Here is a 13770-nt window from a genome sequence, read left to right as displayed (position 1 = left end):
GCGAATGAAAACTCAGAACAGACTGCGTGCGGCCTTGCTGACGCCTTCAGCGGACATGGGATGCTGGTCGGCAAAGCGGGCCAGATCATACGCGGTCATCCCTGCTGCCAGGGCGGTGCCAATCTGGCCGATGAGACTGCCAGCATCCAGACCGACAATCCAGCCACCCTTCAAACGCAGGGTATCCGGCTCGAAAAACAGGCGGATTTCACCTTCCCGCCGTTCCAGAATTTGTGCCCGCGCATCTTCCTTGAAAGAATATTGCGCTTCCAGCAGGGCTCCTGATCCGGCTTTGTCGGGAGTCAGGCCGATGTAAGCTGCTGCTGGCAAGGTGAACACCGTCGTCGGCACCTGGGTAAAATCGGCATAATCCGTGGGCACATTCCCGGCCAGGATATTGTGGGCGGCGACCAGAGACTGGCGCACTGCCGCATGGAATAGGGGCACGCGGCCATTGACGTCGCCCGCCGCGTAAATATGGGGATAGCGGGTCTGCAAGGCGGGACCGACGCCAATACCATGATGATCAAACTCGATACCGATGGATTCCGCACCTTCCGGTATCACTGGATGACGTCCCACCGCAAGGACGACCACGTCGGCTGACTGAGAGACTTCCCGGCCCTGGTCCCGCCATACGACCTGACGCCGTCCTGCTTGATCTGCTACCCGCTGTACTTCGACATCGGTATGGATTTGCAAGCCTGCCGGAAGCAAGGTCAGCAGCTGGTCAACCATAGCCGGATCCATTCCCGCCAGAATGCGTTCGCCTTTTTGCAGAAGGGTGACCCGGGTACCGAGGCGGGCAAAAAAAGTAGCCGTTTCCAGGCCAATGTAGCCTCCACCGATGATGACCATTTCATCGGGCAAGCGCTGCAAGGCAGGGCCTGGTTTGTAGAGATCATGGCTGGTGAGGCACAATTCCGCGCCGGGCAAGGACGGAACGAACACATCCGAACCACTGGCAATGAGAATATGCGCGGCCCGATAGGTTTCCGTCCCTTTATCACTGTCCACCGCTACTGTATGGGCATCGAGCAGACGGGCAACCCCTTTACATAAGCGAATGCGGGAGGTAGCCGCGAGTTCTTCGGCATGCTGGGCATAGCGCCGCGACTGAACGGCATCCTTGTGCTGCATCAAGGCGGCAAAATCGACGGCAATATGCCCTTGCAGGCCCAAAGACTGGAAACGCTGGACGTCATCATACAAGGCGACGGTCTCCCGCACGGCCTTTGAGGGCACACAGCCCTCATAAAGACAATTGCCACTCATCACCCCCTTGGGGTCCACCATGAGCACTTCATGTCCCGCTTTGGCCAATCGAAAGGCTGCGGGATAGGCAGCCCCGCCCGCACCAATACACAATAAATCCACTTCCTGCGTTGCCATTGTTGTCCCCCGTCTCTTCGCTTCTCTTCTGAAAAAGATAGCATCCATACGAAAACAAGATATTTTCTGTATCGTCTGGTCGGATCATCTACTGATCACAAGCTGTCTGCGGTGGATAAAGGTGGGTCAATCAGCCGTCACCATCCCTCATCTTGTGCTACCTTATATTAGAATGCTGTTGTCGCAATAGCTCAAGAACAAATTGGTAAGGGAGGCGAGCATGCCGTCGGTTGATGCGCAGGACTTCGAGAAAATCAGCCTGGATGAAAGTTTCAAGCAATTGGAAAGCAGCGAGCAGGGTTTAAGCAGTCAGGAAGCGCAAAACCGTTTTGCTCAGTTTGGCAGTAATTTGCTGGAAGAAAAGGAAACCCCGCTGTGGCGGCGACTGATCTCTTACTTCTGGGCACCCATTCCCTGGATGATCGAGGCTGCCGCCATCCTTTCGGCCATCAATGGCGACTGGAAAAGCTTTTTTGTGATTTTCGCCATGCTGCTCATCAACGGCGGCATTGGTTTCTGGGAGGAAAAGGGCGCCAACGATGCCCTCAAGGCCCTGAAAAACCAGCTTGCCCTCAAAACCGGGTACTCCGTGACCAGAACTGGCAGAATCTGGATGCCGCACAACTGGTGCCGGGTGATGTGGTTCGACTGCGTTTGGGTGACATTTTACCCGCCGACATCAAATTGTTTTCGGGAGACTATCTCTCGGTGGACCAGTCAGCCCTGACCGGAGAATCCCTGCCGGTCAGCAAAAAACCCGGGGACGTCGTATATTCGGGAACCATCGCCAAACAGGGAGAAATGCTGGGGGTGGTCTATGCCACCGGTTCGCGGACCTTTTTTGGCCGCACTGCCAGCCTGGTCCAGAAAGCCGCTCCCGTTTCCCACTTTCAGAAAGCCGTGCTGGGCATTGGCAATTTTCTGATCATCCTGGCCCTTTGCCTTTCAGCCCTGCTCATCATCGTGGAACTGGCGCGGGGACTGCCGTTTTTGACGCTCATTGCCTTTGTCCTGGTGGTGGTGGTGGCCTCCATTCCGGTGGCCATGCCGGCGGTGTTGTCGGTGACCATGGCCCTGGGGGCTCTGGCCCTGTCGCGGATGAAGGCCATCGTTTCCCGCCTGACCTCCATCGAGGAAATGGCGGGTGTGGACATTCTCTGTTCCGATAAAACAGGCACCCTCACCCAGAACAAGATCAGCCTGGGAGAAATGACCCTCTTTACCGCCAAGAATGAGCAGGAACTCATTCTGGCAGCAGCCCTGGCCAGCAAGGCCGAAGATGCCGACGCCATCGATAACGCGGTGCTCGCCGGGCTCACAGATTCGGAGAAGGTCCTGGCGCCATTTCATCTGGACAAGTTCATTCCCTTCGATCCCGTTGCCAAACGTACCGAAGGGCAGATTCACGGCGGCGATGGACAGAAATTCCGGGTGAGCAAAGGAGCACCCCAGATCCTCATGGATATGGCCAAGCTGGCAGGTGAGGAACGCAGCAAGGCGGAAAAAGTGGTGGAAGATGCGGCGACCAAAGGCTATCGCACCCTGGGGGTGGTTCGCTCCGATGATGACGGGCAAAGCTGGCAGTTTCTCGGCATCCTGGCGCTGCTCGATCCACCCCGGGTGGACTCCAGGGAAACCATCATCGAAGCTCAGAATCATGGTATCGAGGTCAAGATGGTCACCGGCGATCATCAGGCCATCGCCAGTGAAATTGCCGGGCAACTGCACCTGGGTACGCATATTCTGACCGTGGATGAGCGCTTGTCGCAATTCGCCAACGGGGGCGCTCTGCCTGCAGATCTCGCGGATGAAATCGAACATTCAGATGGATTCGCCCAGGTTTTTCCCGAGCACAAATACGCTATCGTCAAAATCCTCCAGCAGCGCGGTCATATCGTCGCCATGACCGGCGACGGAGTCAATGACGCCCCGGCTCTCAAGCAGGCCGATGTGGGGATTGCCGTGTCCGGCGCTACTGACGCGGCCCGGGGTGCGGCGGCGCTGATCCTGACGGCCCCCGGCCTGAATGTGATCGTCAAGGCCGTGGAAGAGGCGCGGCGGATTTTCGAGCGGATGACCAGTTATACGATTTATCGTATCGCCATGACCCTGGACATCCTGTTTTTTGTAGTCGTCGCCATGCTGATTTTCAATGACTATCCCCTGACTGCCATTATGGTCGTGCTGCTCTCTCTGCTCGACGACATTCCCATCATGACTATCGCCTGGGATAACACCATCGTGCAGAAAGCCCCGGTCCATTGGGAAATGCCCCGGGTGCTGGCCCTGTCATCGGCCATGGGCGCACTGGCTTTTGGAGGCACTTTTTTTCTTTATATGCTCACGCGCTTTGTTTTTGATATTCCCTTGCTCGAAGCCCAGAGCATCATGTTCCTGCAGCTCATTGCCGGAGGGCATCTCATGCTCTTCCTGACCCGGGTGCGGGGACCCTTCTGGCGGCCGCCCTTCCCGGCCCCCATCCTGTTGCTGGCCATTTTGGGTACTCAAGTCGTCGGCATCGCCATTGTGGCTTTTGGCTGGCTGATGCCCGCCCTGCCCTGGACCATCATTGCTCTGGTCTGGGCCTACAACATCGTCTGGATGGTACTGGCAGACTTCGCCAAGCTCGGCATTCACCGCCTGATGGACAACGAGGCGAAACATCAAAGCCGTTTCTTGAAGACTCTCAACCAGTCCCTGCAACCGGCTCTGGCCGGGATTGAGAAGGAAGACGCAGCCATGCATCGGGGCATCCGGCAAGCTTTCGCCCGCCTGATCCCCGGCAAGGAGAAGGACTCACAGAAATAACGCTGCAAAAATGGAGCCTTGGATGATCAGGAGAAAGTTATGAAGGCAACAGATCGCATCACCGAAGTCCGGCAGTTGATGGAAAGTCTCAAGCAGGATTATCCTTCAGAAATCAATTCGTTTCTGGGTTTCATGGAAAAGGCCGAAGGTAATCCGGCACTGGGCTCAGCCCAGAAAGAGTTGATCAATGTGGCCCTGTCGGTGGCCGCCCAATGTGAGTGGTGCATCGCCCTGCACGTCAAAAATGCCGTCGAAGCCGGCGCCAGTCGCGACGAAATCATGAGTGCCGGCTTCATGGCCGTCATCATGCATGGCGGCCCGGCGCTCATGTATCTGGTGCCGCTGAGCAAGGCCCTGGACGAGTTCCTGCCGGAGGCCCAGCATGGATAGGTTGCAAATGACCCAGATGCTCCGCGACATGCTGCGCGCCCGATCCTTTGAGGAAGCGGCGGCCCAGGGCTATGCCCAAGGGAAGGTCGCGGGTTTTCTGCACCTCTATCCGGGTGAGGAAGCAGTGGCAGTGGGCGTACTTCATGCCGCCGAGCCCGGCGATTACGTGGTCAGCACCTACCGGGAGCACGTCCATGCCCTGGTGCGCGGCATCCCAGCCCGGGAAATCATGGCCGAGCTGCATGGAAAAAAAACTGGCATCTGCAAAGGCATGGGTGGCTCCATGCATCTTTTCGATGCCAGCCGCCGCTTTCTGGGTGGCTATGCCATTGTCGGGGAAACCTATCCCATCGCCCTGGGAGCCGCCTATGCGGTGGCCTATCGCCGCCTGCCCGAAGCCGTGATCTGCTTTTTTGGGGATGGCGCGGTCAACCAGGGGACTTTTCACGAATCCCTCAACATGGCGGCGCTCTGGAAGTTACCCATTCTTTTTGTTTGCGAAAACAATCACTACCAGATCGGTACGGAAATCCACCGGCACTCGGCCATCACCGAAGTCTATAAACGGGCCTGCGGGTACGGGATTCCGGCCGAAAAGGTCGATGGCATGGATGTGCTGAGCGTCCATGCCGCCGCCCAGAAGGCCCTGGAACGGGTGCGCAGTGGCGACGGGCCGCAGTTTCTGGAACTGGAGACTTATCGCTACCGTGGCCACTCCATGGCTGATCCCGGCAGTTATCGTCCCAGTGTCGAGCTGGACGCCTATCGGGCCAATGATCCCATTGCCGCCGCCATTCACGAAGCCGAAAGCGGCTACCCCAGCCCCGCAGCCATGGCGGCGGCAGGCCCCGACTGCATCACCCTCTTCACCGACCATTGCTGCCGGGAAAAGCATCTGGATGAAACGGGCATCGAGCGCATGCGTCAGGAAGTCCAGACCGAAATCGACGCCGCCGTCCGCTTTGCCGAAGCCAGCGAGGAACCTGACATGGAGACAGCCTGGTCCATTCTGCACGCCAACCGGCGCTATGAAAGCCTGATGGAGAGTCCAGTATGAGTGAGGAAATCTATTACTGGCAGGCCCTGAATCGTGCGTTGGACGCAGAAATGGCGGCGGATGACAGCATCATCACCTTGGGGGAAGATGTCGGTTTGTATGGCGGCACCTACCGGGTGACCGAGGGACTCATGGCCAAATATGGCGAATGGCGGGTGCGCGACACCCCTATTTCCGAAAACAGTTTCACCGGGCTGGGAGTGGGAGCGGCCATGCTGGGGCTGCGGCCCGTGGTGGAAATCATGACCATCAACTTCGCCCTCTTTGCCATCGACGCCATCATCAACATGGCTGCCAAGATTCCCTTCATGTCCGGCGGGCAGTTTCCCATGCCCCTGACCATCCGCATGCCCGGCGGCGTGGCCCGGCAATTGGGCGCCCAGCACTCACAGCGGCTGGAGCATACCTTGATGAACGTGCCCGGCCTGCGCATGGTGGTCCCCGCCACCCCCCAGGATGCCTATTGGCAACTGCGTCAAGCCATTCACAGCGACGACCCCATCATCTTTCTGGAACATGAACTGCTCTATTTCAGCAAAGGGGTGGTGGATGAAACGGCCGTGGCACCCCCCATTCATCAAGCCATGCTCCGCCGCACCGGGCGGGATATGACCTGCATTGCCTATTCGCGGATGGTCAATCTGGCTTTTGAGGCCGCTGAGCAACTGGCTAGCGAAGGCATCGAGATGACGGTCATCGATCTGCGCAGCCTTTCGCCCATCGACTGGGAAACATGCCTGCAGTCAGTACAGCAAACCCATCACTGCCTCATTGTCGAGGAAGACTGTCACTTTGCGGGGGCGGGGGCCGAACTGGCAGCCACCTTGCAGGAACGCTGTTTTTATTTTCTGGACAAGCCCATTCAGAGAGTCGCGGGCCTGGATATCCCGACCCCCTTCAATGGCAAGCTGGAAGCCGCCAGCATTCCACGCACGGAAGACATCATTGCGGCCGCCCGACGCCTCATCAGCAGCCCAGGAGATCAGTCATGAAAAACCCCATCACCATGCCGGTACTCTCCGATACCATGCAAACCGGGCGCCTGACCCGCTGGAACAAAGCCGAGGGGGATCCCGTTAAAAAGGGCGAGGCCATTGCCGAGGTGGAAACCGACAAGGCCATTCTCGATGTGGAGGCCTTCAGCGACGGTTATCTGGCTGGACCACTGGCCGAAACCAACACCGACATCCCAGTTCGCCAGGTCATTGGCTATATCCTGGATCAGCCGGCAGCGACAGAAAAAACCGGGGAAACCCTTTCACCACCAGCGACGGCCAATACGCCCCCGGCATCTGAGCAGCCCGCAGCAGGCGCAGCCAAAAGCCCGGCAAGCTCTGCTCCTGCCGACGATCAGGGCAGCGCTGTTTCTGTCCCGCCTCGATCGCCGACCTTGTCCCCCACTTCCGCATCCACCACCGCCCATGCCGCAGGAAATATATCACCTTACGCCCGCGCCCTGGCCGAGGATCTCGGCATCAAACTCCAGCAGATTTCTCCGGGACCCGACGGTCTGATTCATGCCAGTCAGGTACTGGCCGCCGCCTTGTCCGCGCCGGACGTGGATTTGCAGATGGGCCCGCCTTATCAACTGGAAAAACTCAGTTCCCTGCGTGCCGCCGTTGCCCGTAATATGACAGCCACCCTGCACACGCCGACATTTCTGATCAGCAGTCGTATCGCCCTGGAGAATTTTCAGAAAAATTGTAAATCCAAGGGACTGAGTTTTACCCTGGCAATGGGCAAGGCCTGCGCACTGACTGTCGCTGAAGATCCCTGGTTCAATCATGTCTGGACCAGTCAGGGACTGGCCAAGCGCCAGCGGGTTGATCTCGGTATTGCCGTAGACACGGGTGAAGGGCTGATTACACCGGTGCTGCGCGATGCGGCGAATCGCGCTCTGCCGGAACTGGCGGAGGATTGGCGTATTCTGCTGGGTAAAATCAAAAAGGGCCGGATTGCGCCCCAGGATTATCAGGGCGCCAGCTTTTACTTGTCCAATCTGGGTATTTTCCCGGAAATCGAACGCTTCAATGCCATCGTTCCCACCGGGGCGGCAGCTATTCTGGCGGTCGCCGCTGCTGGTCAGGACGGAAAAACAGACCTCACCCTGAGCTGCGATCATCGCGTCATTTTCGGCGCTGATGCAGCACGTTTTCTGCAGCGCCTGGGCAAACGTCTGGAGGAGCCATCTTGGCTGCAATAACCCGGATCCTGAGTATCAATAGTGGTTCTTCGTCCATCAAGTTTGCTTTCTTCGCCTTTAATGGCGCAGAGGAAAAGCAGTTGTTGAATGGTGCCGTGGAACGCATTGGGCAAAGCGCCGGAAGAATATGGCTGGATCAGGAAAACCGCCGCCTGCTGGATCGCCAGCAGGCCTTTCCTAGTCAGGCATCCGCCTTGCAGGCCATTGTCGGCATACTGGGTGAACTGGGAATGACCCATCCCGATGCCATTGGTCATCGTATTGTGTCGGGTGGCCCCTATCATCTGGCCCATATTCCCATCGACGCTCAGGTTCTGACCGATCTGAGTAACGCCCTGCCCTTTGCCCCCCTGCATTTACCGGCGGAAATAGCTGCCATAGAAGCTCTCCAGAAAATCTGGCCGGATAAAATGCAAGTGGCCTGTCTGGATACGGCCTTTCACCAGAGCCTGCCGGAGGTCGCGGCGCGGCTGCCGTTGCCGCGCAACCTCTGGCAGGAGGGCGTGCGCAAGTACGGTTTTCATGGCCTATCCTATGAGTATATCGTCAGTCAGCTGGCGGACGCCGGGAAGGCACCCAGCATCATCGCGCATCTCGGAAATGGCGCCAGCATGGCCGCCGTTGCTCACGGTCGCTGTCTGGATACCACCATGGGACTGACCCCTACCGGAGGGCTGATCATGGGCACCCGCAGCGGCGATCTGGATCCAGGTGTGTTGCTCTATCTGCTCGCTGAAAAAAATTACAACGCCTCACAACTGGAGCGCCTGCTCAATCATCTTTCCGGCCTGCTGGGCATTTCGGCCTGTAGTGGCGACATGCAAACCCTGCTGGCGCAACGCGACCAGAATCCCCTGGCAGCGGAGGCCATCGCCCAGTTTGCCTATAGCGCCCGCAAGCACATCGGCAGTCTCATGGCGGTACTGGGAGGGGTGCAACGCCTGATTTTTACCGGCGGTATCGGCGAACATGCGGCTGCTATCCGCTGGGCCATCTGCCGTCCGTTGGCGGGATTGGGATTTCAACTGGACCCCGTGGCCAATGCCGAAACATCGGTCGGGAAAACACGCAAGATCTCGACTCCGACAAGCTCTGTGGAGATTCTGGTCATGCCCACCGATGAGGATCTGATGATTGCCCGCCACACCCGGCGATTGCTGGACTCGCCCCATAATGCTTCTCTAACCCGGAGGAAGTCCTGATGTCTTATGCCCACTTTGATGATCTGCTGGCAGCCATAGCCCCACTGCCGGATATTCCCGTGGCCGTCGTCGATGCCACCGAGGCCCATGTCCTGCAAGGTGCCTGCGAAGCCAAGCAAAAAAGCATTGTCGAACCCATCCTGATTGGCGATGCCGACAAAATCCGCCAATTGCTGCTGCAATTGGGCGCGGATTCCGGCACTTGTCCCAACTTTCAGATTGTGTCGGCGGACAGTCCCGAAGCGGCTGCCGATATCGGCGTGGAGATGGTCCTGGCGGGCAAAGCCCAGGCCATCATGAAGGGTCACCTGCATAGTGACGCCTTCCTGCACCCCATTCTCGGCAAACTCCGTGCCGGAAAACGTCTTTCCCATATTTTTGTGACGGACATTGCCAGCTATCACAAACTGCTGCTGATTACCGACGCGGCCATCAATATTACCCCGGATTTGTTGACCAAAGCCGCCATCTTGCAAAATGCCATTGATCTCGCTCACATTCTCGATGTTTCCCGGCCCAAGGCCGCCATTCTTTCGGCCGTGGAGGTGGTCAATCCGGCCATTGTTTCGACCGTGGATGCCGCCTGTCTCTCGAAAATGGCGGAGCGAGGTCAAATTACCGATGCTCTGGTGGATGGCCCTCTGGCTTTCGACAATGCCATCTCCAGCGAATCGGCCCGAATCAAGGGTATCCACAGTGCCGTGGCCGGCGATGCCGACATCCTGGTGGTCCCGGATCTGGTGTCCGGCAACATTCTCGCCAAGGACCTGGAATATCTGGCGGGTGCGACCATGGCGGGTATTGTCATGGGAGCAAAAGTGCCGGTCATTCTCACTTCCCGGGCGGACCCCGCCCGCGCCCGTCTGGTATCGGCAGCACTGGCGGCCTTGATTCACTACCATCAGGCTGGAGCGCACCCGGCATGATCCCTGCAGAACACGATTGTCAGCCCATCGCCACCCTCACCCTCAATCCGGCGGTGGATATCGCCTATGAAGTCTCCCACCTAATCCCCGATCAAAAAAGTCATGCCCGAAACACCCGCTATGATCCCGGTGGCAATGGCGTCAATGTGGCGCGGGCTCTCAAGGAGTTACTGGTCTGCGCGCACAGTTGCTGCATCGTCGCTGGCAATATCGGCGACCTTCTCCAGAAACTGTTGCAACATCAGTTGGATAGCCCCCATTGTGTGCATGTTGAAGGGGAAACCCGGATCAATGCCACCATTTTGCAGGCTGATCCGCCGGTACAATTTGAGGTAACAGGTAGCGGACCGCTGGTTTCGGATTTAACCCTCAACACTATCCGGGAGAGTTTTCTGGGTCTTTGTCAGGGAGGATTCGGAGTGCTGACCGGCTCCGTACCTCCCGGGGTGCCCGATCATTTTTACGGCGACATGGTGGATCGGGTTCAGACCGCAGGAGGTAAGGCCATTGTCGATGCCCACGGCCCCCTCCTGCAGCTCGCCCTTCCCCATCAACCCTTTCTCATCAAACCCAACCGTTACGAACTGTCGTTGCTGCGGCAACGGGAGTTACCCGGCCTGGAAGATGTCGCGCTGGAAGCCCGGGCCATCCAGCGCGAAGGGGTGCAATATGTCTGCGTCTCTCTGGGCGGTGATGGCGCCTTGCTGGTGGCTCCTGAAGGCAGCTATCTGGCCAAGGCGCCATCTGTAGCGGTCAAATCCACAGTCGGTGCAGGGGACTCCATGGTCGCCGGTCTGATAGCCGCGTTAACGCGTGGGCAAAGCCCTGCCGAAGCTCTGCGTCTGGCGGTGGCCTGTGGCAGTGGCACCGCCGCGCAACCGGGTACACAAATATTTTCACACAGCATGGTGATCGACCTGCTCCAGCAAATCAATGTCAAGACGCTGGACATCTGAAAGGAGATGCAGAACATGACGGAAAGTAAGACAGATATTTTGATTATCGGTGGTGGTCCCGCAGGAATGATGACCGGCATCACCGCTGCCCAGTTTTCCCCTCATAAGAAGGTGCTGGTTCTGCGCCCCGAGACCGACGCCGTCATCCCCTGCGGGATTCCGTACATTTTCGGCACCCTGGGCGGGACCGAAGAAGATCTGGCCGGGCGGGCACCGCTCCTCGCGGCCGGGGGGAAAATCGAGATCGGCAAGGTGGCCGGCATCGACCGCAATGCCCGCAGCGCCACTCTGGAAAACGGTGATCTGATACATTGGGAGCGACTGGTCCTGGCCACGGGCGCGGAGAATTTCATCCCCCCGATTCCCGGCACCCAACTGGAAGGGGTGTTCAGCATTCACAAGGATTACGAATATCTGGATAAACTGTTCAATACCCTGATTCCGAAAATCAAAAAACTGGCCATCATCGGCGGCGGTTTCATCGGCGTCGAATTTGCCGACGAAATCCGCAAGCGCGGCATCGAGGTCCACATCGTCGAAATGCTGCCCCACCTCATGCAGGCCGCCTTTGATCTGGATGCCTGCACCGCCGTCGAAAAACAATTGGAAGCCCACGGCGTCCACATCCATACGGGCTGCAAGGTGGAAGCCCTCCTGGCCGGAGATGATCAGCGTGTCGCCCAGGTCCAAATTGCCGGGCAGAGCAACCTGGAGGTGGATGCAGTGCTCATCGCCATCGGTACCCGCCCGCAGGTGGACCTGGCCAAGGCCATGGGCCTGACCCTGAGTCGCTCCGGCGGCATCTGGGTAGATGCCTTCCAGCGCTCCCGGGAAGACCCCCACATTTTTGCGGTGGGAGACTGCGCCCACAAGCAGGATTTTTTTACCCGCAAAGCCAATCATGCCATGATTGCCTCACAAGCCGCCGCTGAAGGACGCATTGCCGGCATGAACCTCTATGGTCTGCGCCAACTTCGTACCAACGCCGGTTCCGTCAGCGTTTACGCCAGTGAGATCGACGGCCTGGCCTTCGGAGTAGCCGGACTGACCCAACATCAGGCCGAGCAGGAAGGGTTCCCCATCCTCATCGGTGAGGTCCAGCTGCCTGACCACCATCCGGCTTCCATGCCCGGCACCACGGACATTTTATGTCGCGTCATTTTCGCCGCCGATTCCCTGCAAATTCTGGGTGGACAGGTTTTGGGGGGCGCTACCACCGGCGAACTGGTCAACACCATCGGCCTCGCCATCCAGATGCACGCCACTGCACCCGATCTGGTGAGTATGCAGTTTGGCAGTCAACCCCGCCTGACCCCTTCCCTGCATCCTCTGGTGGCCGCCACGGGTAATGCGCTGCAAAAGCATTACGCCCTGCTCCATCCCTGCGTGGAAGATCCGCAATGAAATCACTGCCCAGGCACCGCAGTAAAATCGTCTGTACCATCGGCCCCGCTTCAGATCAGGGCAAGACCCTGGAGGCCATGATCCGGGCGGGGATGAACGTCGCCCGCCTCAACCTCGCCCACGGCAGCGCCGAGGAACACCGGGCGCGCATTGCCCGGATCCGTCAGGCTGCCGAAAACACCGGGCAGCGGGTCGCTATCCTCGCCGATCTGCCCGGCCCGAAAATCCGCATCGGTAAACTGCCGACCCCGGTCACTCTCAAACACGGCGACCACGTCCTCCTGGCGCCCGGCGCTCTCGGCACAGCCCAGGCCATTCCCCTGGAATTGCCACCCTTGGCCAAACCCCTGGTCAAGGGGGATACGGTGTACTTGAATGACGGCTTTCTGCAGCTACGGGTGGAAAAGCACGACAAACAGGGGCTCTTTTGTCAGGTCGTGGTCGGTGGTGTCCTGCTGTCCCACAAGGGCGTCAATCTGCCCGGCGTCCAGTTGGATGGCGGCGCCCTCACCTCCATAGATCGGCAACTGCTGGCTTTTGCCCTGGAGGCGGGAGTCGATGGCCTCAGCGTATCCTTTGTGGAAACGGCGGAAGACCTCCATGCCGCGCGCCGGGAAGCCCAGGCCCTGGGCTATGACCCCTTCCTGGTGGCCAAAATCGAGCGGACCAAAGCCTGGAAAGAGATCGATGCCATCATTGCCACTACAGATGCCATCATGGTGGCGCGGGGAGATCTGGGTGTGGAAGTCCCCATCGAGGAAATTGCCGTCATTCAGAAACGGCTTATCCGCAAGGCGCGGGCCGTTGGCAAGCCGGTCATCACCGCCACCCAGATGCTGGAGTCCATGGTCCATAACCGGCGACCCACCCGGGCCGAAGTAACCGATGTCGCCAATGCCATCCTCGATGGCACCGACTGCCTCATGCTCTCGGAGGAATCGGCCATGGGGGATTATCCCGTGGAAGCGGTCAAAATGCTGGCGCAAATCGCTCAGGTGACGGAACAACACCGGGCCGAACTCAGCCCCCTGCACAGCGCCGATCTCCAGGACAGCGCCAGCGTCGAAAGCAGTATTGCCAACAGCGTCCGGCACAGTGCCGAAGCCTTGCACCCCCTCTTTGTGGTAACCCCGACGGAAACCGGCACCACGGCGGCCCGCATTGCCCGCTTTCGTCTGCAACCCTGGATTCTCGCCATGAGTCCCCACGCTGCCACCTGCCAACGCCTCTGCCTGCACTATGGCGTCCATCCTATCGAAATGGCGAGTCCGGAGCGAGGCTGGGAATATGCCGCGCGCCGCTGGCTGGTGGAAAATGGGGTGGAAAAGGGCCTGATTTTACTCACCCAAGGCCCCAGCAAGGGCCACCCCGGCGGCACCAACCGCCTGGAAATCCTTCATCTCGATACCTCACCCAGCACAGGAGCTTGATT

General features: G+C 58.7%; 12 protein-coding genes. 11 read left to right on the top strand and 1 reads right to left on the bottom strand.

Annotated features, from left to right (window positions below):
* Nucleotides 1-12: 12 nt before the first annotated feature.
* Entirely contained in the window at nucleotides 13-1392 is a 1380-nt protein-coding gene (locus tag AC2VLR_RS05135) for a dihydrolipoyl dehydrogenase (protein WP_486881152.1), read from the bottom strand.
* A 220-nt stretch (nucleotides 1393-1612) separates the two neighbouring features.
* Between AC2VLR_RS05135 and AC2VLR_RS05130 the strand changes: the two genes are divergently transcribed.
* The 11 genes from AC2VLR_RS05130 to pyk are packed head-to-tail and all read left to right on the top strand — an operon-like array spanning nucleotide 1613 to nucleotide 13768.
* On the top strand, nucleotides 1613-2119 hold the full coding sequence (locus AC2VLR_RS05130; protein WP_486881151.1) for a cation-transporting P-type ATPase: 507 nt from the start codon (nucleotides 1613-1615) through the stop codon (nucleotides 2117-2119).
* Nucleotides 2020-4200, top strand: coding sequence for a plasma-membrane proton-efflux P-type ATPase (locus AC2VLR_RS05125; protein WP_486881150.1), 2181 nt, complete (start codon nucleotides 2020-2022; stop codon nucleotides 4198-4200). The genes AC2VLR_RS05130 and AC2VLR_RS05125 overlap by 100 nt, the downstream gene beginning before the upstream one ends.
* Nucleotides 4201-4239: 39 nt before the next feature.
* Nucleotides 4240-4590, top strand: a complete 351-nt coding sequence (locus AC2VLR_RS05120) for a carboxymuconolactone decarboxylase family protein (RefSeq protein ID WP_486881149.1) — start codon at nucleotides 4240-4242, stop codon at nucleotides 4588-4590.
* The gene (locus tag AC2VLR_RS05115; RefSeq protein ID WP_486881148.1) at nucleotides 4583-5647 is read left to right on the top strand and encodes a thiamine pyrophosphate-dependent enzyme; all 1065 of its coding nucleotides are present in this window, start codon (nucleotides 4583-4585) and stop codon (nucleotides 5645-5647) included. Before AC2VLR_RS05120 ends, AC2VLR_RS05115 begins: the two co-directional genes overlap by 8 nt.
* Nucleotides 5644-6639: an alpha-ketoacid dehydrogenase subunit beta gene (locus tag AC2VLR_RS05110; RefSeq protein ID WP_486881147.1), complete on the top strand. Its 996-nt coding sequence runs from the start codon at nucleotides 5644-5646 to the stop codon at nucleotides 6637-6639. The genes AC2VLR_RS05115 and AC2VLR_RS05110 overlap by 4 nt, the downstream gene beginning before the upstream one ends.
* Complete coding sequence (locus AC2VLR_RS05105; protein WP_486881146.1) at nucleotides 6636-7850, top strand: dihydrolipoamide acetyltransferase family protein; 1215 nt, start codon at nucleotides 6636-6638, stop codon at nucleotides 7848-7850. The genes AC2VLR_RS05110 and AC2VLR_RS05105 overlap by 4 nt, the downstream gene beginning before the upstream one ends.
* Nucleotides 7838-9052, top strand: a complete 1215-nt coding sequence (locus AC2VLR_RS05100; protein WP_486881145.1) for an acetate/propionate family kinase — start codon at nucleotides 7838-7840, stop codon at nucleotides 9050-9052. The genes AC2VLR_RS05105 and AC2VLR_RS05100 overlap by 13 nt, the downstream gene beginning before the upstream one ends.
* A complete protein-coding gene (locus AC2VLR_RS05095; RefSeq protein WP_486881144.1) occupies nucleotides 9052-9978 on the top strand; it encodes a bifunctional enoyl-CoA hydratase/phosphate acetyltransferase in 927 nt (308 codons plus the stop codon). The genes AC2VLR_RS05100 and AC2VLR_RS05095 overlap by 1 nt, the downstream gene beginning before the upstream one ends.
* On the top strand, nucleotides 9975-10934 hold the full coding sequence (locus tag AC2VLR_RS05090; protein WP_486881143.1) for a 1-phosphofructokinase family hexose kinase: 960 nt from the start codon (nucleotides 9975-9977) through the stop codon (nucleotides 10932-10934). The genes AC2VLR_RS05095 and AC2VLR_RS05090 overlap by 4 nt, the downstream gene beginning before the upstream one ends.
* Before the next feature lie 15 nt (nucleotides 10935-10949).
* The gene (locus AC2VLR_RS05085; protein ID WP_486881142.1) at nucleotides 10950-12338 is read left to right on the top strand and encodes an FAD-dependent oxidoreductase; all 1389 of its coding nucleotides are present in this window, start codon (nucleotides 10950-10952) and stop codon (nucleotides 12336-12338) included.
* Nucleotides 12335-13768: a pyruvate kinase gene (gene pyk, locus AC2VLR_RS05080; protein WP_486881141.1), complete on the top strand. Its 1434-nt coding sequence runs from the start codon at nucleotides 12335-12337 to the stop codon at nucleotides 13766-13768. Before AC2VLR_RS05085 ends, pyk begins: the two co-directional genes overlap by 4 nt.
* Nucleotides 13769-13770: the final 2 nt, after the last annotated feature.

This window comes from Acidithiobacillus sp. TH-A117, assembly GCF_057473465.1.
Note: the sequence above shows the minus strand (reverse complement) of the source record. Positions and strands in the feature narration are given on the sequence as shown.

Bases quoted from the DNA above. Each gene is read 5' to 3' on its own strand.
- AC2VLR_RS05130 (WP_486881151.1), top strand. From the start codon at position 1,613: ATGCCGTCGGTTGATGCGCAGGACTTCGAGAAAATCAGCCTGGATGAA.
- AC2VLR_RS05105 (WP_486881146.1), top strand. From the start codon at position 6,636: ATGAAAAACCCCATCACCATGCCGGTACTCTCCGATACCATGCAAACC.
- AC2VLR_RS05090 (WP_486881143.1), top strand. From the start codon at position 9,975: ATGATCCCTGCAGAACACGATTGTCAGCCCATCGCCACCCTCACCCTC.
- AC2VLR_RS05095 (WP_486881144.1), top strand. From the start codon at position 9,052: ATGTCTTATGCCCACTTTGATGATCTGCTGGCAGCCATAGCCCCACTG.
- AC2VLR_RS05120 (WP_486881149.1), top strand. From the start codon at position 4,240: ATGAAGGCAACAGATCGCATCACCGAAGTCCGGCAGTTGATGGAAAGT.
- AC2VLR_RS05135 (WP_486881152.1), bottom strand. From the start codon at position 1,392: ATGGCAACGCAGGAAGTGGATTTATTGTGTATTGGTGCGGGCGGGGCT.
- AC2VLR_RS05110 (WP_486881147.1), top strand. From the start codon at position 5,644: ATGAGTGAGGAAATCTATTACTGGCAGGCCCTGAATCGTGCGTTGGAC.
- AC2VLR_RS05115 (WP_486881148.1), top strand. From the start codon at position 4,583: ATGGATAGGTTGCAAATGACCCAGATGCTCCGCGACATGCTGCGCGCC.
- AC2VLR_RS05085 (WP_486881142.1), top strand. From the start codon at position 10,950: ATGACGGAAAGTAAGACAGATATTTTGATTATCGGTGGTGGTCCCGCA.
- pyk (WP_486881141.1), top strand. From the start codon at position 12,335: ATGAAATCACTGCCCAGGCACCGCAGTAAAATCGTCTGTACCATCGGC.